This is a genomic window from Candidatus Leptovillus gracilis, assembly GCA_016716065.1.
In the GTDB taxonomy this organism is placed as follows: Bacteria; Chloroflexota; Anaerolineae; order Promineifilales; family Promineifilaceae; genus Leptovillus; species Leptovillus gracilis.
Genome location: JADJXA010000002.1, coordinates 727,468 through 747,158 on the forward strand (window position 1 = coordinate 727,468; position 19,691 = coordinate 747,158).

At 58.9% G+C, this 19,691-nt stretch carries 17 protein-coding genes; 13 read left to right on the forward strand and 4 right to left on the reverse strand.

Features of this window, described 5'->3' with window-relative positions; genetic code table 11:
• Positions 1 to 127 precede the first annotated feature (127 nt).
• Complete coding sequence (locus IPM39_07575) at positions 128 to 1,162, forward strand: patatin-like phospholipase family protein (protein MBK8985928.1); 1,035 nt, start codon at positions 128 to 130, stop codon at positions 1,160 to 1,162.
• 71 nt (positions 1,163 to 1,233) lie between these two features.
• Here IPM39_07575 and IPM39_07580 read toward each other — a convergent pair whose 3' ends face one another.
• From IPM39_07580 to IPM39_07590, 3 genes are read right to left on the reverse strand one after another with little or no spacing between them, the layout of a single operon-like run.
• Entirely contained in the window at positions 1,234 to 3,213 is a 1,980-nt protein-coding gene (locus IPM39_07580) for a hypothetical protein (protein ID MBK8985929.1), read from the reverse strand.
• Entirely contained in the window at positions 3,213 to 4,391 is a 1,179-nt protein-coding gene (gene aroC, locus IPM39_07585) for a chorismate synthase (protein MBK8985930.1), read from the reverse strand. The genes IPM39_07580 and aroC overlap by 1 nt, the downstream gene beginning before the upstream one ends.
• Before the next feature lie 55 nt (positions 4,392 to 4,446).
• On the reverse strand, positions 4,447 to 4,950 hold the full coding sequence (locus IPM39_07590; GenBank protein ID MBK8985931.1) for a hypothetical protein: 504 nt from the start codon (positions 4,948 to 4,950) through the stop codon (positions 4,447 to 4,449).
• A gap of 181 nt (positions 4,951 to 5,131) precedes the next feature.
• On the opposite strand from IPM39_07590, the gene IPM39_07595 reads away from it, so the two are divergent.
• From IPM39_07595 to IPM39_07640, 10 genes are all read left to right on the forward strand, one after another.
• Positions 5,132 to 5,374: a PspC domain-containing protein gene (locus IPM39_07595; protein MBK8985932.1), complete on the forward strand. Its 243-nt coding sequence runs from the start codon at positions 5,132 to 5,134 to the stop codon at positions 5,372 to 5,374.
• 241 nt (positions 5,375 to 5,615) lie between these two features.
• Positions 5,616 to 6,848: a peptidylprolyl isomerase gene (locus IPM39_07600; protein ID MBK8985933.1), complete on the forward strand. Its 1,233-nt coding sequence runs from the start codon at positions 5,616 to 5,618 to the stop codon at positions 6,846 to 6,848.
• A 144-nt stretch (positions 6,849 to 6,992) separates the two neighbouring features.
• A complete protein-coding gene (locus tag IPM39_07605; protein MBK8985934.1) occupies positions 6,993 to 7,724 on the forward strand; it encodes a hypothetical protein in 732 nt (243 codons plus the stop codon).
• A gap of 136 nt (positions 7,725 to 7,860) precedes the next feature.
• The gene (locus IPM39_07610; GenBank protein ID MBK8985935.1) at positions 7,861 to 9,366 is read left to right on the forward strand and encodes a glycoside hydrolase; all 1,506 of its coding nucleotides are present in this window, start codon (positions 7,861 to 7,863) and stop codon (positions 9,364 to 9,366) included.
• Between the two features lie 46 nt (positions 9,367 to 9,412).
• Positions 9,413 to 10,198 carry an endonuclease/exonuclease/phosphatase family protein gene (locus IPM39_07615; GenBank protein MBK8985936.1) on the forward strand — a complete coding sequence of 262 codons (786 nt, stop codon included), beginning with the start codon at positions 9,413 to 9,415 and terminating at the stop codon, positions 10,196 to 10,198.
• Between the two features lie 123 nt (positions 10,199 to 10,321).
• Positions 10,322 to 11,278, forward strand: a complete 957-nt coding sequence (locus IPM39_07620; protein MBK8985937.1) for a glycosyltransferase family 2 protein — start codon at positions 10,322 to 10,324, stop codon at positions 11,276 to 11,278.
• A gap of 286 nt (positions 11,279 to 11,564) precedes the next feature.
• Entirely contained in the window at positions 11,565 to 13,148 is a 1,584-nt protein-coding gene (locus IPM39_07625; protein MBK8985938.1) for an HlyD family efflux transporter periplasmic adaptor subunit, read from the forward strand.
• 49 nt (positions 13,149 to 13,197) lie between these two features.
• A complete protein-coding gene (locus IPM39_07630) occupies positions 13,198 to 14,910 on the forward strand; it encodes an HlyD family efflux transporter periplasmic adaptor subunit (protein ID MBK8985939.1) in 1,713 nt (570 codons plus the stop codon).
• 34 nt (positions 14,911 to 14,944) lie between these two features.
• Positions 14,945 to 15,646 carry an ABC transporter ATP-binding protein gene (locus IPM39_07635; protein ID MBK8985940.1) on the forward strand — a complete coding sequence of 234 codons (702 nt, stop codon included), beginning with the start codon at positions 14,945 to 14,947 and terminating at the stop codon, positions 15,644 to 15,646.
• On the forward strand, positions 15,636 to 16,853 hold the full coding sequence (locus IPM39_07640) for an ABC transporter permease (protein ID MBK8985941.1): 1,218 nt from the start codon (positions 15,636 to 15,638) through the stop codon (positions 16,851 to 16,853). The genes IPM39_07635 and IPM39_07640 overlap by 11 nt, the downstream gene beginning before the upstream one ends.
• Positions 16,854 to 16,908: 55 nt before the next feature.
• On the opposite strand, the gene IPM39_07645 is transcribed toward IPM39_07640, so the two are convergent.
• On the reverse strand, positions 16,909 to 17,649 hold the full coding sequence (locus IPM39_07645) for a histidine phosphatase family protein (GenBank protein ID MBK8985942.1): 741 nt from the start codon (positions 17,647 to 17,649) through the stop codon (positions 16,909 to 16,911).
• A gap of 236 nt (positions 17,650 to 17,885) precedes the next feature.
• Here IPM39_07645 and IPM39_07650 point away from each other — a divergent pair, with 236 nt between their 5' ends.
• Together IPM39_07650 and IPM39_07655 are read left to right on the forward strand one after the other, a co-directional pair.
• Positions 17,886 to 18,578 (forward strand): response regulator transcription factor, encoded by a 693-nt coding sequence (locus IPM39_07650; GenBank protein ID MBK8985943.1) that lies wholly within the window; start codon positions 17,886 to 17,888, stop codon positions 18,576 to 18,578.
• Positions 18,575 to 19,675: a HAMP domain-containing protein gene (locus tag IPM39_07655; protein ID MBK8985944.1), complete on the forward strand. Its 1,101-nt coding sequence runs from the start codon at positions 18,575 to 18,577 to the stop codon at positions 19,673 to 19,675. The genes IPM39_07650 and IPM39_07655 overlap by 4 nt, the downstream gene beginning before the upstream one ends.
• Positions 19,676 to 19,691: the final 16 nt, after the last annotated feature.

Consider the following 19,691-nt stretch of genomic DNA (forward strand, 5'->3'; position numbering starts at 1 on the left):
GAAGTTCCAGCCGCAGTTACGGCCGTTCATCCACCAGCTATCACAAATGGCAATGCTGGGAGCGCGGACGTCCCGTCCGCCCTGGCAGGCGAGACGCCTGCGCTCCCAATTTCAAGGGAGATAGAGAATGCCCACTGAAAACCGTAAACGAGCTTTGGTTTTATCCGGCGGCGGCGGGCGCGGCGCCTACCACGTCGGTGTGCTGCGCTTCCTGGAAGAACACGAATGGCTGCCAGACGTCGTCGTTGGCACTTCGATTGGCGCGGTCAATGGCGCGGCCATCGCTTCCGGCCACAACGCCTATTCCCTCTGGTCGCTCTGGAAACGCCTGCGCACCCAAGATGTGCAAAAGGCCCATCTCAACCTGGGCAGCCCCTACTTACTAGACACATCCCCCCTGCGCGAAACGTTGCAGCGCCAGGGTTGGGTCAACTTCGAGCGCATTAACTCAGCCGAGGCCAAAGTCCATTTACGCGTCACCGCCACCGAAGTCAATACCGGGCATTTGCATGTCTTTGGCAATTCCACCGACGTGTATCCCAGCCGGATGCGCCGCGAACCACTTGGCCTCGATCATATCATCGCCAGCTGCTCCATTCCCATTGTTTACCCGGCCACCCAACTGCATGACAACCTGTATTGGGATGGCGCTACCGTTGCCAACACGCCCCTGGGACCGGCTATTGACGCCGGGGCGGAGGAAATTGTGGTGGTGATTATGACGCCCTGGGAGGAAGACGAGGAGAACCAGACGGAAACGCCGCGCAATATGCTTTCGGCCGCCAGCGTGATGCTGGAATGGGCCTTGCTGGCCTCTTTCCAGGCCGACCTGAAGATGTTCCGGCGCATTAACGACCTGGTGCGTTTGGAAGTGGAGAACGCGCGTCTGCGGGCCATCAATTCGCTGTTGATCGAACAGCTTCAGTACGGTGAAGACGTGGACCTGGTGGATGAAAATGGCGATGGCATTCCTGACGTGTTTCAGGACAAATTTCACGCCTTGCCCGACCCGATCATCGTCTCGCCCAAACGGCCGATTCCTGTTGAACAAATCGTGCGCTACACCCGCAAAGGGCACGAAGAATTGTACGAAATGGGCTACGAAGACGCCAAACGCGCCTGGCGTGAAAGCGGCAAACCAGTAGAAGGCGAGAGCGCATAAAAGTGCAATCGTCAATCCTTCGGCAAGCTCAGGACCAATCGCCAATCCTTCGGCAAGCTCAGGACCAATTGTCAATCGTCAATCGTCAATTGAATGGGGTACAGCGGGTCCACGCCGTCGCGGTTGAGAACTGGGGAGCGCTGTAAGTCTGGCCAGGTGTACATGCCCACATGGAAATAGGCTGGCGGGGTTTCTGGGCGCGCAAATTCAACCCAGGTGATGAGGTGGTCGCCGGACTGCCAGGCGCGCGAGGAGGTGTATACGTCTTGCACCTGGGCGGGGGCGTCGGTTCCGGGCAGGTAGAGATGGTTAAACTGCTGGAAGTGCCCTTCCTGCGGCTCACCGCTGATGCGCCAATGGGTGATGAGGCGAATCTGATTCCTGTCTGGCAGTTCTTGTATTTGCCAGCCTACCAGTTCGGCGCCGTTTGCCAGTTGATACGGCCGTTCCACCCCCTGAAACCCGACCAACGCTGCTTCAGCAACCGTCAGCGCCACGTAAGGCATCTCGCCTTCGCGTCGGGGCAGGTCTTGCACCACGCCGCTGGTCAGCCCAACGGCCGTTGCCACCTCCCAGGCCGGTAAATTGTCATAGGTAAACAGCAGGTGGGCCGGTTCATCCGGCAGCAGCAGCACATGGCGGGCATCCACAATTTGCGCCGGATAGTCCCACAGCAGCACCTTAAACATGGCCGCGTCGCCGTCAAATTCCGGTATGTCGCCAAAAGTTTCCACCACAATCGGACGGCCGTCGGCCATCAATTGGCGCGTGGCCGCTTGTGGGTAGCGCAGCGGCGTACCCATCCCCCCCGGCACAAAGGTTTCGGCGATAGTGGACAGGGTTTGCGACACGGCCGTTACCTGGAAGCTGGCGATGAGTACGGCCGTTAGCGCCACCACCAGCCGCCAACCCGGCTTTGGCCAGGCCGCCGCCGCCCCCGCCAGCAGCAAAACGGCCGGCAACCCCACCAGTTGATACTGTGGATACACCGGCGTGCGCGGGACCATAAACAGCAGCGGCGCGGCCAGCGCCCAGACCAGGATAAAGCCGTCTAGCAGCCGTAAGCCGTTTCCCGTTTTCCGTTTCAGAACCCAAATTGCGCCGATGATTGCCAGCGCCGCCAGCAGCAGGCTGCCAATTTGCAGACCGGCGGCCAACAGCGGCGGCCAGGTCCAATCCACATTCAGCCAAAACTTCTCCCAATCCTGGGCGATACTCAACTGGCCGATCTGCCGCCAGGCGGCAAACCGGTCGGCTTCGCTGGCTGTGCCCTGCGCCAATAAATCGCGGATGACGGCTTTGGCCCCATCGCCGCTGCGCCAGATGATGGTGATGGTCGGCAAAGCCATCAGCCCGGCCAGGAGCAGGCCCACGGTAACGGCCGTCCACCAGCGCCACAGCCGGAAGCGAAAGCCAATCCACAATGAAGCCAACGCCAGGGCAAACCCGGCAAAATGAACCTGCCCCACAAACCCGGCCAGAAACGCGTGCAGGCCAATCAACCACGGCTTGTCCTGTTTTAGCCCGGCGACGATGGCTGTCGCCCACAACACCGCCAGCGGCGCCAGCAAATTCTGGCTCCAGATGCTGCGGCTGTAAAACACCAGGTACGGCGACGCGGCATACAGCAGCGCCGCAACCAGGCCGGCCGTTTTGCCCCAGGCGTCGCGCCCCAGCCACCACATGCCCACCACAGCCAACGTATTCAGCCAGCCGACCAGGCTGGTCGCTGCCAGCGGATTGGTGGACAGGGCATAGGGCAAGGTGAAGAGCCAGACCGAGGCGGCGAAATTGGGCACGCCGGTAGACGACTGCATCCCCAAAGCGGCAAATTTGCCCTGGCGGGCCATTTGCAGCGCCATGTCGCTTACCCGCGCTTCGTCAAAGCCAAACGAATTGACGCCGGGCCAGCCCAGGCGCAGCCAGCCGGCCAACAGCACAATCAGCAGCAGCGCCAGCGTCTCGCCATTCACCACAGAGACACGCAGGCTAGAAAGGGGTTTGCGCGCTGTCTTCGTGTTTCTGGCCTCTTGGTGGTGAACGTTGGACATTATTCGTAGCCGAAGTTCCAGGGGGTATTGTCCATCGGCAGGTCGTCCAGGTGGGCGCGGCGCAGGGCGGTAAAACGGGGCTGCATCTCTGCCAGGCTGTCGCCGCCCAGTTTTTCCAGCAGGGCGTTGGCCAGGGTATAGGCCACCATCGCTTCGCCGACGACCCCGGCGCGGGGTACGGCGCAAAAATCAGAACGTTCGTAGACTGTTGCGGCCTCTGCGCCGGTTGCCAGGTCTACGGAGTGGCGCGGGTTGAGGACAGTGGAGATAGGCTTCATGGCTGCCCGGACGACGATGGGTTCGCCGGTGGTGACGCCGCCTTCAAAGCCGCCGCTGTGGTTGCTGCGCCGGACGAGGGTACGGCCGTCGGCCGCCAGGTAGATTTCGTCGTGGACCTGAGAGCCGGGCCGTTGGGTGTTGGCGAAGGCCGGGCCGATCTCGACGCCTTTCACGGCGTGGATGGAGCCGACGGCGGCCATTAGCAGGGCGTCCAGGCGGCGGTCCCAATGGACGTGGCTGCCCAGCCCGGCCGGCGCGCCCAGGGCGACAATCTCAAACACGCCGCCAATGGTGTCTTTGGCCTGCATAATCTCGCTGATGTGTTGGCGCATGAGGGGTACGGCCGTATCCAATGGACAGCGCACGTCATTACTCTCGGCGGTGGCAAAGCGTTCGTTGTAGGGCATGTCGTCGGGGATAACGGCCGTTACCACGCCAATGCTCACCACGTAGCTGCCAATTGTCACGCCAAACTGGGCCAACAACTGCTGGCACACCGCGCCGACGGCCACGCGCGCGGCCGTTTCCCGCGCCGATGCCCGTTCCAACGCCAGGCGCAGTTCGCGGTAGCCATATTTCACCGCGCCGGTTAGGTCGGCGTGGCCGGGGCGAGGCACGGTGATCGGCGCGATTTGCCGGTCGCGCCATTTGGCAAAATCACGGTTGGTCAGGTGCAGGGCCAGTGGACCGCCGGTGGTCTGGTTGTCCATGTATCCGGCGGAAATGCGCACCGTGTCTTTTTCAATCTTCATGCGGCCGCCGGAGCCGTAGCCAAGTTGGCGACGGGCCATCTGCCGGTTGAGTTCGTCCATGTCTACTGTTAGACCGGCGGGGAGGCCTTCCAGAACGGCCGTCAATTCCGGTCCATGCGATTCACCAGCGGTTAAAAAACGAAGCATAAGGTTTTCCTTCTCTATCTCCCCTTCTCCAGGTCTCCCATCGCCTTGTCTTGCCCTACTCGCTTCGCCAGCCCAGGGCCAACGCCTTATTCAGATCGGCGGCGGCGATTTGCGCCCGGTAATGGGTGCTGGTGGGGCAGTCGCACGCCTCGCACACCCCCAATTCGACGGTTTGTATCGTCTGAACGGTGATACCGGCGGCCGTCAGGCTGGCCCGCGCTGCTTGAACGTTGGCAAGCTGGTACGTGCTGGTATCGGCGCACTGTAGACCAAGCGCCTGAAGCACCCACACGGTTCCGGCGGCGGGATATGGGTTGGCCGCTTCCAGGGTTGGCGCGGCGGGATAACCTTCTGGCAGGGGGGTAAGGGTGGGCGGCGGTGGTGGGTAGCCAACCTGGCTGCCCGGCTCGTTGGCATTGGGGGTTATCAGAGATGGGTCAGACGTGGGTGTAGACCGCGCCGGTTGGATGACCTCCGGTGCGCTGGTGGGTGTTGGCGTGGCCGGGCCGCAAGCGACAAACAGTAGTGCCAGTAGCAAAGCGAGCGTTAACATTCTCATCGCAACTAACCTCCTCAAATAAAGAGCGATTGGGATATCGCCTTAACGTGAACCAAGCCATTTTACCCGTAACCCCGTGAAGCTGGTAGGTTTGCGCGCAACCGGGCGCAAAGTTTGACGTATTGACCTCTGCAAAGATTATTGGCAGCCAATAAAGGCTGAGAAACTATGGAGGTAAATGATGGCACAAAATGAAAAAAGATTTGTTCGTTCGCGGCATAATCGGCAAATAGCCGGGGTGTGCGGTGGGTTAGGCGAGTATTTGAATATCGATCCGACGATTATCCGCCTGTTGTTCGTCCTGATGTTCCTCTTTGCCAGCGGCGGTTTTTGGGTTTATGTCATTTTATGGATTGTCATGCCCCAAGAGACCGAGTCTGGCACAACCACAGGCAAGTTCATCAACGAAGACGAGCCGTTTTAACGGTTTGTTGGTTCTGACTTCGGTGTTAAAACGGGGGCGATTGATTCAATCGTCCCCGTTTTGCGTTGGCTGCCAGGTGAGTTTTGTGGTTTGGATAGTGGTGGGCGCTTCAGCCCTCCATGTCGTTGTGGTGAATAGATACCAATGAGAATTGCTGTGCCAGGTTAGAGATTTTATGGTTTTGCAATGAACATGGTAGAATGCCTCACTAATTTGTTGGAGGATCAGCGAGGAGAGAGGCATGAAACGATTTGTATGGTTGTTGATAGGTCTGCTGTTTTTAGTGGCTTGCGGCGCGGCGGAAACGGCCGTTCCCCCCTCTACGCCGGATAATGAAGCAGCAACGGCCGTTCCCCCCACCGCTGTTCCCGTCACAGACGCCGACGCCGACTCGTTCCTGGCCCAGGCCAGCATTGTGCGTGAACAGGACTGGGTGAAAGGGGCCACCACCCCGGTCGTCACGATCATCGAATACGCTGATTTTCAATGCCCTGGATGCGCGGCCATTTCGCCCATACTCGACAGCCTGGTAGAAGCCTATCCAGACCAGGTACAACTGGTATACCGCCATTTCCCCTTGAACCAAATCCATCCCAACGCCCAAAAATCGGCCGAAGCCAGTGAAGCGGCCGGCGCGCAGGGCGCATTTTGGGAGTATCACGATCTGCTGTTTGCCCGGCAGGGGGAGTGGAGCCGGTTGGATGCGGCCGCGGCCCACGACTACTTCATTGCTCTGGCCGCTGAGCTAAACTTGGACGCCGCCCGCTTCACCCAGGAATTGGACGATGGCGTTTACGCCGAGTATGTGACCGCTTCAGAACAGGAAGCCATGCAGTTGGGGCTGCCGGGCACGCCAACGGGAATTGTCAACGGCCGTATCGCTACCCAACTCCCCCGCGAAATCTCCGTCTGGCAGCAGTACATCAATTCCACCGCCGCCCTGCAAACCCTGGCCGACCGCCAATACGACGCCCCGCCGGCGCTGGCCCTGGAAGAAGGCGCGGGCTATTTCGCCCGCGTCCGCCTGGAAAATGGCGGCGAATTTGTCATCGAACTCCTGCCCGAATCCGCGCCGCTGACCGTCAATAATTTCGTTTTCCTGGCGAATGAAGGCTGGTTTAACGGCGTCACCTTCCACCGTGTTTTGCCCGGTTTTGTCGCCCAGACGGGCGACCCCACCGGCACAGGCGGCGGCGGTCCCGGCTACGCCATCCCCAACGAAATTGATCCCGCCCTGTCCCACGACACGGCCGGCATGGTGGCTATGGCCAACTCCGGCCCGGATACCAACGGCAGCCAGTGGTATGTCACCCTGGCCGACGTCCGTCAGTTGGATGGCGGGTATACCATCTTTGGCCGGGTGATTGAGGGCATGGACGTGGTACAGTCCATTGCGCCACGCGACCCAGCGACGAATCCCAATGCTCCTCCCGGCGATAAAATAGATACAGTGATCATTGAAACGCAGCCATAACTGCCTGAAACCCCTGGCAGCCGTAATCAGTATTCAGTATTCAGTAACCAGTAACCAGTTTTAAGTCGGCGTTACCTCTGGAAAACACTGAACACTGAACACTGAACACTGCTGCCAGGGTTTCAGCAACAATCGCGGTAACAGATGAAACATAACTCGTGGGCTTTGTTGGGCTTTGTCTTGATGTTGATGGTAACGGCGCTGGCCTGCGCCCTGCCGGGCAGCGGCCCGTCTGCGCCAGCGCCCACGCCCACGCCTCTGGGCGACAGCATCACTTTCACCATCCCGGCCTATGCGGCCAACCTGGCGCCAGGCGACGGTGTGCCCGGCACTGGGTTAAAGTTTATAGACCGGCAGGTAGATGCGTATCAGGTGAGCATAGACGGCCAAACGGCGTTGAAACGAGCCGGAGATTCCTTTTTCTGGAGCGGTGTACTGGCTCCCGGTGTATTTGCCAACTTCAATTTGCGCCTCACTGCTTCTGTATTCGGCAGCCTGCCGGTGGCCGGGCTGGTGGAACTGATTGTCCTGAATCCGCAGCCCGTCGAAGAGTTGGGGATTCCGGCCAACTCTGGTACGTATCGCTACAGCCATGTGGTGGCCGATTACACAATTCCGGTAGGGTATCAGGTTCCGGGGACAACGGCCGTATTCACCGGCGTTGAAGAGCGTGGTCAGGGCAGCCAAACCGCCCGCTTTGCCCGCATGTCTGGCATGTCTGGCTACCCCTACCTGGCGCTGGGCGATTCCTTCGTCTGGACCGGCCGCATCCGCGATAATGTGCATCTGGCTTATAACTTGCGCGTCACCACGTTAAACGAGCAAAATCTGCGCCTCACTGGCACGGCCGAATTGTGGGTGGACGCGCCCCGGTAAACCTTCGTTGTTTTAGCGCCTGGTTGTAACTGTTCACCACCTGTCGGTTGAGCCTGTCGAAACCGACAGGCTCAGGGGGCGGGAGTGAATGATTACGGCGGGACCTTAGCGCCTTGATACATGGAGTTCTGTCGTCATGCCGCATTCCAAGTTTAGCCAACCACCGCACCCCCTGGTTGATAGGAACCCTTTCCGCCAGCGAATGTATCAACCCAGCTCGATTCTCCCTTTTGCCGAGGCCCGGCTGCGGCTGCCTGAGCCGGTCTTGCCAGAGCAGCCCGGTTGGGTGGAGATGTATTGGCGCGCCTGGGAGATGGCCTGGTCTAACTTGCGCCGCCCCAAAGCGGACAGCGGTTTTGTGGCTAACTTTATGGCGCTGCCGGCCGAGAGCATCAGTTTGTGGGACAGTGCCTTTGCCGTGCAATACGGCTGGTACGGCCGTCGCGCGTTCGACTGCATGGGCAGCCTGAGCAACTTCTATGCCCGGCAGCACGACGATGGTTGCATCTGCCGCGAAATCAACACCACCACCGGCAAAGATTTCTTTTACCCGTTTGATCCCAACGGCGCCGGACCAAATCTGTTGGCCTGGACTGAATGGCGTTATTTTCGGGCGACGGGCGACGACGGCCGTCTGGCCGATGTATTTTACCCCCTCGTGGCTTACCATCATTGGCTACGCGCCAATCGCACCTGGCCCAACGGCCTGTATTGGGCCACCGGCCTGAGCAGCGGCATGGATAATCAGCCGCGTGTGCCCGACAGTAAATATCACCATCGCCATTGGAGCTGGATAGACGCCACCGTGCAAGCCATTGTCAACGGCCGTATCCTGGAACAAATGGGCGCGCTGCTGGAACTGCCCGACGCGGTGAAAGACATCACCGAAGAACGTGTCCGGCTTATTCAACGGGTCAACGACAAGCTGTGGAACGACGAGACCAATTTTTACCTGGATGTGGACGCAAACGGCCGTTTCAGCCAGGTGAAAAGCATAGGCGCGTATTGGGCCTTGCTCGACGCGGGCATCATCCCCGATGCGCGCCTGGGGCCGTTTATACAGCATTTGCGCGAAGGCTGGGCCTTTAAAGTAGCCCACCGCATCCCCAGCCAGTCGGCCGACAGCGAGGGATATAACGCCGGAACCGGCAATGCCTGGCGCGGCGGCGTCTGGCCGCCGACTAACTACATGGTCTTGCGCGGCCTGCGCAACGTGGGGCAGTTTGCTCTGGCCCACACCATTGCGGCCAACCACCTGGAAAACGTTTGGGACGTCTACCAGCATACCGATACCTTTTGGGAGAATTATGCCCCGGAGCAAGCCGCGCCCGGCGAACCGGCGCGGGCTGATTTTGTGGGGCCGTCCGGCCTGTCGCCCATCGCCATTTTGCTGGAAGATGTGATTGGCCTGAGCGTGGATTGGCCGCTGCGCCGGGTGACGTGGGACCGCCGTTTGGAAACGGCAGCGCTCTATGGCGTGCGCAATTATCCGCTGGGGCAGGAAGGCACGCTGGAGCTGCTGGGCGACCAAACCCAGGTGACGGTGAACACAGACGTTCCCTTCACATTGGTCATTCGTGATGGCAGCCTGAATTTGCAAACGGCCGTGCCCGTCGGCGTAACGGTCATAGACCTGACTTAGCCGTAAACCGTAATCCGTTTACGGACCACGGCTTAAGAATCCTTCCATGACTGCTGTAACCGTCGCCACCATCAACCTGCGCAACCGCGCCGACCGCTGGAGCGAACGACGGCATCTGCTGGTCAACCAGATCGTGGACAGCGCGCCCGACCTCATCAGTCTGCAAGAAGTGTCGCTGCCCATTCGCCAGGGTTTCTGGCTGCGCAACCAGATCAACATGCGCCTGACGGGGTCCGTGAAACGGCCGTATCGCCTCATCCAGCGCCGCAAAGCCCACCCGGTCAAAGGCTACTACGAAGGCATCGGCATCCTCACCCGGCTGCCGGTGCGCTACCACGACGCGCTGACTTTGGGGTATGGCGGGCGGGTAGCCTTGCGCGTTAACGTGGAACTGCCAGACCGCCAGACGTTGGATTTTATCTCCACCCACCTGCACCACGTTCCCTATGAGAAGGAAGCGCGGGTGGAACAAGTGATGCGCCTCTTGGGTTGGCTGCGCGACCGGCGGCACATCACCCACCAGATTATCGCCGGTGACTTCAACGAAAGGCCCAACGGCCTGGCGATTGAGCGCATGAAACAGGGCTTTCATTCCGCCTATCAACTGGTCTATGACCATGAGCCACTGGCGACGTTTCCTACTGCCTTGATAGAACCTTTTCTGCTGGACGAAGCTGATCCGGAAATAGTGGCTGCCTGCCTGGATTATATTTTTGTCTCACCGGCGGTGCGGGTAACGGCCGTTTCCCTGTTCTGCCACCAACCCGCCGCCGCAGACCACACCCTCTACCCCTCAGACCACGTTGGCCTCCAGGCCACCGTGGAAATTTGAGGAACCCGGTCGCCATAAGGCAAAATGCCGACAATGGTGTATAAATAATTGCAGTCTGGCGCACTGAGCAGCCACTTCTGGAATGGCGCTGTATACATTGGTTGAACGTACTGACGAGGTATCATGAAACCCACCTTTTCGATTATAGCCCCGGTTTACAACGAAGAACCTGTCCTGCCCACCCTCTACCAGCGCATTCACGAAGTGATGGAAGGGGTTGGCGAACCGTGGGAACTGGTCCTGGTAGATGATGGCAGCCGGGACCAGTCGGCGGCCGTTATTGCCGAACTGCATCAGAAAGACGCCCGCGTCAGGGGGCTGAGTTTTTCGCGTAACTTTGGTTTTCAGGAAGCTGTCACCGCTGGGATGGATTATGCCCAGGGTCAGGCGGTCATCCTGACCGACGCCGACTTACAAGACCCACCGGAAGTCATTCCAGAAATGATTGCCAAGTGGCGCGAAGGCTACGACGTGGTCTATGGCGTGCGCAGCGAACGCGAAGGCGAGACCTGGTTCAAACTAACCACCGCCAAGCTGTTCTACCGCCTCATCCACCGCATCACCAGTGTCAACATTCCCCTGGACACCGGCGACTTTCGGCTGATGGATCGGCGCGTGGTGGACGCTCTGGGCAGTATGCGCGAGCGTAATCGTTTTTTACGCGGCATGGTCCCCTGGGTGGGCTACCGGCAGACCGGCGTCCATTTTAAGCGCGCCCCCCGTTATGCCGGCGAGGCTAAATACAGCTCAGTCCGGCGTATGTTTCGCTTTGCCATGAACGCCATCACCAGCTTCTCCTACGTGCCGCTGCAGCTGGCGACTTATCTCGGTTTCACCATTGCCGCCATAGCTGGTCTGGCGATTCTGACGGTGATCTTGCTGCGCCTTTTTGGCCCGCACAACCCGTTAGTGGGGCAGGCAACAACGCTGGTGGCCGTGTTGTTCTTAGGCGGCGTTCAGTTGATCAGCCTGGGCATTATTGGTGAATACTTGGGACGCATTTATGACGAGGTGAAGGGACGGCCGTTATACCTGGTACAGCAAACCTGGGGCTACGACGACAAGCCCACCGACGTTTAACTCCCCTTAAACCCGGCAGGTCCTCAAAAACCTGCCGGGTTTTTTCTTTCCCTGCTCACAACCCCAGTTTCTAAAAAGCGTACTGCTTAACAAATACCTGGAAGACTTCATAGAATGAAAATTGTAGTGGTCACAATTTGGTTGAAGTCATTTATTACACAGAATGTTCATCATTTCTGCACAACTTTTGCAGATTTTAACAGTACAATTCTGGTCTAAAACTGATCAAAAGTAGAACGACGCCTCTGAAAAGGGGCGTCGTTCTTGTGAGATAGGAGCTGTCTGCATGGAAAACAAGAAAAAACGGAATCGCCTTTATGGCATTATTGGCGTTGTGGTCCTTCTGGCGGTCATGGGCGCTTTTTGGGTCTCGCGCGGCCAGGCCAGCCAGACTGCGCCGACAACGGCCGAAACAGTCACCGTCTTTGTCGGCGACCTGTCGGCCAGCGCGACGGCCAGCGGCGCGGTGGTGGCCGGGCGCGAAGCGGCGCTGTCTGTGACGACGCCAGGTCGGGTGCAGCAGGTGAACGTGCGCGTTGGTAACGTGGTGCAGGCCGGCGATATCTTGATGCAGCTCGACGCCGCCGACATGGCCTTGAACGTGGCTGCCGCCGAGCAGAACTTAAAATTGAAACAGGCCAGTCTGGCCGACTTGCTGGCTGACCCCACTTCTTGGGAACTGGCGGCGGCGCAAACGGCCGTTCTCAGCGCCCAGGCCCAGCTAGATGATTTGCTTGGCGGGCCGACTGCCGAAGAAATCGCCGCTCAGGAAGCCAATCTGGCGGCCGCCAACGCCAATGTCTGGTCTTCTTCGGCCCAGGTGAGTCAGACGCAGAACGCCATCAAACCGGCGGACATTGCCGCCGCTGAAGCCGGTCTGGTGGCCGCCCAGGCCAATTTGAACAGTGTGGAAATGCAGTACACCCGTAACCCGGACCCCGACAATATCCAGGCCAATACCGCCCTGGCCCAGGCGCGCGAGCAGGTGGTGGCGGCGCAGGCAGCCCTGGATAAACTAAAACAGGGTCCCAACGCCAATCAGTTGGGCAGCGCACAGGCAGGTTTATCGGCGGTGGTGGCTCAGCGCGACGCCACGGCTGCTAATCTGGACCGGTTGACGGCAGACCCGACGGCGGCGCAGGTAGCGGCGGCGCAGGCGCAGGTGGCCCAGGCGCAAGCCAGCCTGGATGCCCTGCTGCGCGGCGCGACCGAGGAGCAGCGCCTGGTTGCCGAGGCTGAGGTCGCCCAGGCAGAAATTAGTCTGGCCGACGCGCAGGCGGCCCTGGACACCATGACGGTGAAGGCGCCATTTGCCGGGGTGATTACGGCCGTTCATTTCAGCGAAGGTGAATTGGTCACCGGCACGGTCATCGAAATGGTGGACAACAAGAACCTGGAAGTGGTGCTGCAAGTAGACGAAATTGATGTCGGCCGTTTGCAAGTAGGACAACCGGCCAGCATGACCCTGGAAACCTGGCCCAATCAGGAAATCCCCGGCGAAATTCTAGCCATCGCTCCGGGCGCGACTACCTCGCCTGGCAGTTCGCTGGTGGTCTATGAGGTGCATGTCCGCTTGGGTGAAACAGATTTGCCGGTGCTGGTAGGCATGACGGCCAACGCCAACCTGATCACCGCCGAAAAAACCGGCGTGCTGCTGGTTCCTAACCGGGCGATCAATGTCGATCGCGTCTCGGGGCGATACAGCGTCAATTTGTTGTTGGCCGACGGCCAGACACAGGAAACGCCGATTACCATTGGACTGCGCGACGGCCGTAACACGGAAGTAACCAGCGGTCTAAACGTAGGCGACGAGTTGGTGGTGGGCAATGCCGCCCCCCGCCTGGATTTTATGACCGGACCTGGACAATAGGCTAACTGACGAGGGCGACCACAAGGTGCGCCCCTACTGGATGAAAACCATGAACGAAGGTAAACGCACGAATCGTAAACGATGGATATGGATCGGTATTGGAATTGTGGCTCTGTTGGTGGCGGCTGTGTTGGCTGCGCCCCTGCTCTTTGGCGAACAACTGCTTGCCCGCCAACAAAACCAGGCCGTTAGCACCGGTCAGACTGTAACCGCTTTCGTCGGCGACCTGACGGCCAACGCTGCGGCCAGCGGCCAGATTAAGGCGCAGCGGGATGCGCGCCTGGCGCTGACAGCTTCGGGCGAAGTCGCCGAAGTGCATGTCGCCGCCGGCGACCAGGTGACGGCCGGGCAGCCGTTATTGACGCTGGATACGGCCGTGATAGAACGCGCCGTGCAGTCAGCCGAACAAACGCTGCTGATTCAACAGGCCAATCTGGCCGCCTTGTTGGCTGCGCCAACCGCCAGCGCGTTGGCCGCGTCTGAGGCGGCTGTGGCCTCGGCCCAGGCGCAGCTAGATGGTTTGCGCGCCGGCCCCAGCGAAGCCGAAATCGCCGCGTCAGAGGCCAATGTGCGGGCAGCCCAGGCCAATGTGTGGGCAGCCAACGAGCAGTTGCAACTGGCGCAAAGTGGGGCCAGTCAATCCGAAATCGCCTCGGCCCAGGCCGAGCTAATCGGCGCACTGGGCAATCGCAGCGCCACCCAAGAGTTGTATGACAAGCTCACCGAATGTTTCGACATCAATACCCCGGATGGGCAAAGCTTTAGCATTTGCCCCGGCCTGGGCGACCCGGAAGAGCAAACCCGCTCCTCGTTGGCGGTAGCCAACGCCAACGCAACCACCGCCCAGGCCCGACTGGACGCGCTGCTGGGCGGGCCGGATGCCAATTCTGTGGCAATTGCCCAGGCCAGCCTGGCGGCGGCCAGCGCCCAATTGGAAGCCTCGCGCGCCAACCACCAACTGCTCTTGCGCGGCGTCTCTCAGGCGCAGATTGTGGCGGCGGAAGCATCGCTGGCGCAAGCCCAGGCCAACCTGGATGCGTTGGTGAGTGGCCCGTCGGCGGCGCAGGCAGCGGCGGCTGAGGTGGCGGTGGAACAGGCGCGGATTGGCTTGCAGCGGGCGCAGCGAAACCTGGCGAATGCCACGTTGGCAGCGCCGTTTGCTGGGGTGGTTACGGCCGTCTATGTCAACCCTGGTGAAACTGCCAGCGGCATCCTCGTCGAAATGGTGGATACTGCCAGCCTGGAAGTATCGCTGTCTGTGGATGAGGTGGACGTAGGCGATATTGCCATCGGTCAGCCGGCCGAGATCACCCTGGAAACCTGGCCTGATACCGTTTTGTCTGGCGAAGTGGTTTCCATTGCCCCCCGCGCCATGCAAAACAACAGCGCCGTTGTCAGTTACGAAGTGTTTCTCAGTTTGGGTGAAACAGACCTGCCGGTGCGGGTGGGCATGACCGCCAACGCCAATCTGCGCACCAACAACTACGAAAACGTTCTGCTGGTTGGCAACGCGGCCATCAATGCCGACCGCAGCCGGGGGACATATTCCGTAAACCGGGTGACAACCAACAGCGATGGCAGCCAGACTGTTGACGTGGTTCCAGTGACTATTGGCCTGCGCGATGGGGCCTTCACCCAAATCACCAGTGGTTTGGCGGAAGGGGACGTGCTGCTGATCGGCAACGTCGCCCCGGTCTTCCAATTTGGCAGTGGGCCGCCGCCGGGCGCGGGTGACGGTGGTGGTCCATTTGGTGGCGGGTAGTTATCAGGGTGTAATCACGGAGTGTAATAATATGATGATCGAAATGAAGAACGTCACCAAAATGTATGAAATGGGCAACCAGGTGGTCCACGCCCTGCGTGGTGTTGATTTGAACATCGCCGAAGGGGAATTTGTGGCTATCATGGGGCCGTCGGGGTCCGGCAAAAGCACGTTGATGAATATGCTCGGCTGCCTGGATTCGCCCAGCGGCGGCATCTATAAGCTGGATGGTATTGATGTGAGCGATATGAGTTCGGATGACCGTTCGCGTGTGCGCAATAAGCGCATTGGCTTTGTCTTTCAGCAGTTTAATTTGCTGCCGCGCACGCCAGCCATCAAGCAAGTGGCTTTGCCGTTGATGTATTCCGGCATCAGCCGGGGAGAACGGTTGGCTAAAGCCAAAGCCGCCCTGGAATTGATGGGTCTGAGCGACCGTATGGACCACCGGCCGGATGAATTGTCGGGCGGGCAGCAGCAGCGTGTGGCTATTGCTCGTGCCTTGTCTAACGACCCAGCCATCATCCTGGCCGATGAGCCGACCGGGGCGCTGGATACGCAAACCGGCGACGAGATTCTGGGTATTTTTGAGAAGTTGAACAAAGAAAAGGGCATTACTATCATCATGATCACCCATGATCCGGAGATTGCCGAACATGCGGCGCGTACCATCTGGATTCGGGATGGTATGATTCAGGAAGATAGGGGCGGCAGGCAGGCGCATAACCATGAATCTTAGTGAAAGTTTTTTGACGGCTCTGGACAGCCTGTTGGCGAATAAGCTGCGGGCGGTGTTGACGATGTTGGGGGTGATTATTGGCGTAGCGGCCGTTATTGCCCTGATGTCTATTGGTAACGGCGTGAGCGCCTCGATCACTGGCGAGATCCAATCTATTGGCACTAACTTGATCGGTGTTTCGACTGATTTTGATGGCAGCGGCGGTTATCAGGCCCTTAGCCTGGCGGATGTGGCAGCACTGGAAGATCCTTTTAATGCGCCAGACCTCAGCGCCGTTTCGGCGGTGGTTCAGGGGGTGCAGGAAGTGGTCTATGGCGGCAATACGTCGCGGGTGACGGTATCTGGTGTGACGCCTAATTATTTTGCCGTCAACAATGTTGAAGAAATCGCCGCCGGTAGTTTGCTGATGCAGCAAGATTACGACACTCAGGCGCGTGTGGCTGTTTTAGGCTATACGGTGGCTGAAAATCTGTTTGAAGATGAGTATCCGGTGGGCAATAGTGTGCGTATTAATGGCGTGGGCTATGAGGTGATTGGGATTATGGAGAAATCCGGGAGCAGTTTTAGCCAGACGGATACGGCCGTATTCATCCCCCTCACCACCGCCCACGCCCGGCTCTTCACCGAGCGTACCCGCAGCGGCGAAAAAGCGATCACTGGCATTACAGCCCAGGCGGCTAATGAAAACGTCACCGACGAAGCCATTGACCAGATTACCGAGACATTGCGTAATTTGCACGGCATCACCTATGCCAACGAAGACGATTTTACCATCATCAGCCAGTCGGATTTGCTGGATACGTTTAATGTGATTACCGGCACATTGACAGCTTTCCTGGGGGCCATCGCCGGAATCTCTCTGGTAGTGGGTGGCATTGGCATTATGAACATCATGCTGGTCAGTGTTACCGAGCGCACCCGCGAAATCGGCATCCGTAAGGCTGTTGGCGCGTTAAAGCGGGATATTCTGGTGCAGTTTTTGATGGAATCTATTCTGTTGAGTGTGGTTGGTGGCCTGCTGGGCATTTTGTTAGGCTGGACGATGGCGACCATTGCCGGGCGGCTGATTGACCTGGAAACAGTGGTGGACGCCGGCACGATTGCCCTGGCGACCGGCTTTGCCGCCGGCGTAGGGTTGGTTTTTGGCATTTACCCTGCCTGGCGCGCTGCCGGTTTGCGACCCATTGAGGCGCTGCGTTATGAATAAACTTTCGTCACCATCACTTCTAAACGAGTGATGGTGACGAATGACAGATGATGTCTCAGGTTATGATGTCCGCCGACAAATGATTCAGTCGGTTGAGGTAGGCAATGCTGACGCTGGCATCGTCAAAATCAATGCGGGTGATCGAGGTGTTGTTGACGCGGAACCAGACGTCGGTGGTCTGATTGAGCAGCATGTTTGGCTCGCAGCTGCCGACGATGTGGCGCATGAGCGCCTGGAAAAAGCCGCCATGCGTCACAATGGCAACGCGGTCCTCTGTGCCACCATGTTTTGCCAGTAGTTCCTGAACAAACGTGGCGGCGCGCTGGGGTGTGTTTTCCGGCGGTTCGAACGGCCGATTCCACCAACCTTCGTTGTTCAGGGTTTCGGGCAGGACAAGGTGGCTGAACTGTTCGGCAAAAAAGGCGCGGTTGGGGCCTGGCAGGCCACGCGGTTCACCGGTGAGTGCATCATTTTCGTAGAGGCCGCCCCATTCGTGAATTACTTCCCAGGCATGGAGCGGCAGGCGCAGCGCCTCGGCAATGTAGTGGGCGGTTTGCACGGCGCGCAGCATCAGGCTGGAATAGAGGTGGGTCAGGTGGTAGCTGAAATGGTCTTGGGTGTTGGCAGCAACGGCCGTCGCATTTTGCTTGCTTGCCAGGTATTTCGCCAGATGGATGGCTTGCTGATGCCCCAGGTCGGTCAGCGGTGGGTCTGGGAAACGGCCGTCGGCCCTGCCTGTTTCCGCCCAGATGGCATTGTTGACAGATTGTGCGTGTCGGATAATGTATAGCTGCATGGTAGGGTCCTCAATAGAAAATCAACGTAGAGCAGCAGGCCGCTGAGGGTTTCAGGCGGCTGTATGTTATTGCTATTGCCCGTAAGCGGTAATCCTTAGGCGCCACCCCTGGCAAATGCCAACGGAAAACGGGATACGGACTTCGGCCTACGAATACTATGATGTTTTTATACGGCGATGATTCGACCGGGAATGTACCGGTTTTTTGCCAGATGGTCAATTGGACAAGGTAGCCAATGAGTAAGCAGAAGGTTCTGGTAGTTGATGACGATAAAGATGTGGTGCGGCTGATGCAGGCGTATCTGGCTCAGGCGGGCTACGAGGTTTTGGTAGCTTATGATGGGGAAACGGCCGTTCACAGCCTTCGCCATGACAAACCAGACCTGGTTTTGTTGGACCTGATGCTGCCCCGCCTGGATGGGTGGGAAATCACCCGGCGGATACGCAGCGATCCCAATTTGTCGGCCACGCCCATTATTATGTTAACGGCTCGCATCGAAGATACCGAAAAAATAGTCGGCCTGGAAATGGGCGCCGATGATTATGTGACCAAACCGTATAACCCCCGTGAAGTGGTGGCCCGCGTGCGCGCCCGGCTGCGCAGCCCGGACGCCTTCCAGCCGCAAGTGTTGAAAGTGGGCCAGTTAGAGATGGACATTGGCCGACGAGAAGTGCAGGTAAACGGCCGTGCCGTAGACCTGACCCCTTCCGAATTTAATCTGCTCCATGTCATGCTGGAACAGGCCGGCTATGTACTTACCCGCAGCGAACTGGTGGAAAAGGGACTGGGGGCTGATTATGAGGGCATCGAGCGCACCCTGGACAGCCACATCCGCAACTTACGCCGCAAAATCGAACCCGATCCTAAAAATCCCAGCTACATTCAAACCGTCTATGGCGTCGGCTATCGCCTGGAAGACAAGTCATGAATCGTCTATGGGTTCGTTTTACGTTGATGGTTACCGGCATGTTGATGCTGGTGGCCTTGCTGCCGGTTTTGTATAACGTGTCTGTTCAACAGGAAGTCATCGCCGGTCCCAATGCCATCGGGCAGCTAGAGGACATTCGCGCCGCGCTGCCACCAGAGCTTCAGGCGCAGTTCGACGAGCGAATGCAGAGATTTGCCCAGAACTATTTTTCACGTTCTCTGGTGGGGGCTTTGTTGTTTAGCGCGTTGATTGGCGTTTTGTTAAGCCGCAGCCTGACAGCGCCGCTGCAGGCGTTAGAAACGGGGGCCAAAGCCATCGCCAACCAAGATTTATCCTACCGGGTTCCAGTGGAGGGCAGCCAGGAAATCCGCTCCGTGGCGCGAGCCTTTAACCAGATGGTGGTGCAGTTAGACCAGGCGGAACTGCTGCGGCGCAATCTGCTGGCCGATGTGGCCCATGAGCTGCGCAATCCGCTGCACGTCTTGCGCGGTAATTTGCAGGCCATTCTGGATGACGTATACCCGTTGAGCAAAGAGGAGATTGCCCGCCTGCTGGACCAAACCCGGCTGCTGACCACGCTGGTGGATGATCTGCATGATCTGGCTCAGGCGGAGGCGCGCCAGATGCCGCTGCACAAGCAGCTGACCGATATGGCCGATTTGGTGAAAGAAACGGCCGTTGCCTTCAAACCCGTCGCGGCGGCCAGACACATCCGTCTGACGGTGGAACTGCTGGGCGCGACCCCCTATTTGTTGGTGGACGCCAACCGGATGCGGCAGGTGGTCCACAACTTGTTGAACAATGCCCTGCGCCACACGCCGGAAAATGGGCAGATTTGGGTGACGGTGGTGACAGAAAACGAGACGCTGTGTATTCGGGTGCGCGACAGCGGCGCAGGCATAGAGGCTGTTCATCTACCTTATGTCTTTGATCGCTTTTACCGCACAGACAGCGCCCGCAGCCGTGACCAGGGCGGCGCCGGCCTGGGGTTGGCGATTGTCAAAGCGATTGTCGAGGCGCATGGGGGGGTGGTAACGGCCGTTAGCCCCGGCATTGGGCAGGGCAGCACGTTTGAGATACTGTTACCGGATGTGTAGAGGGACTGGGTGACAA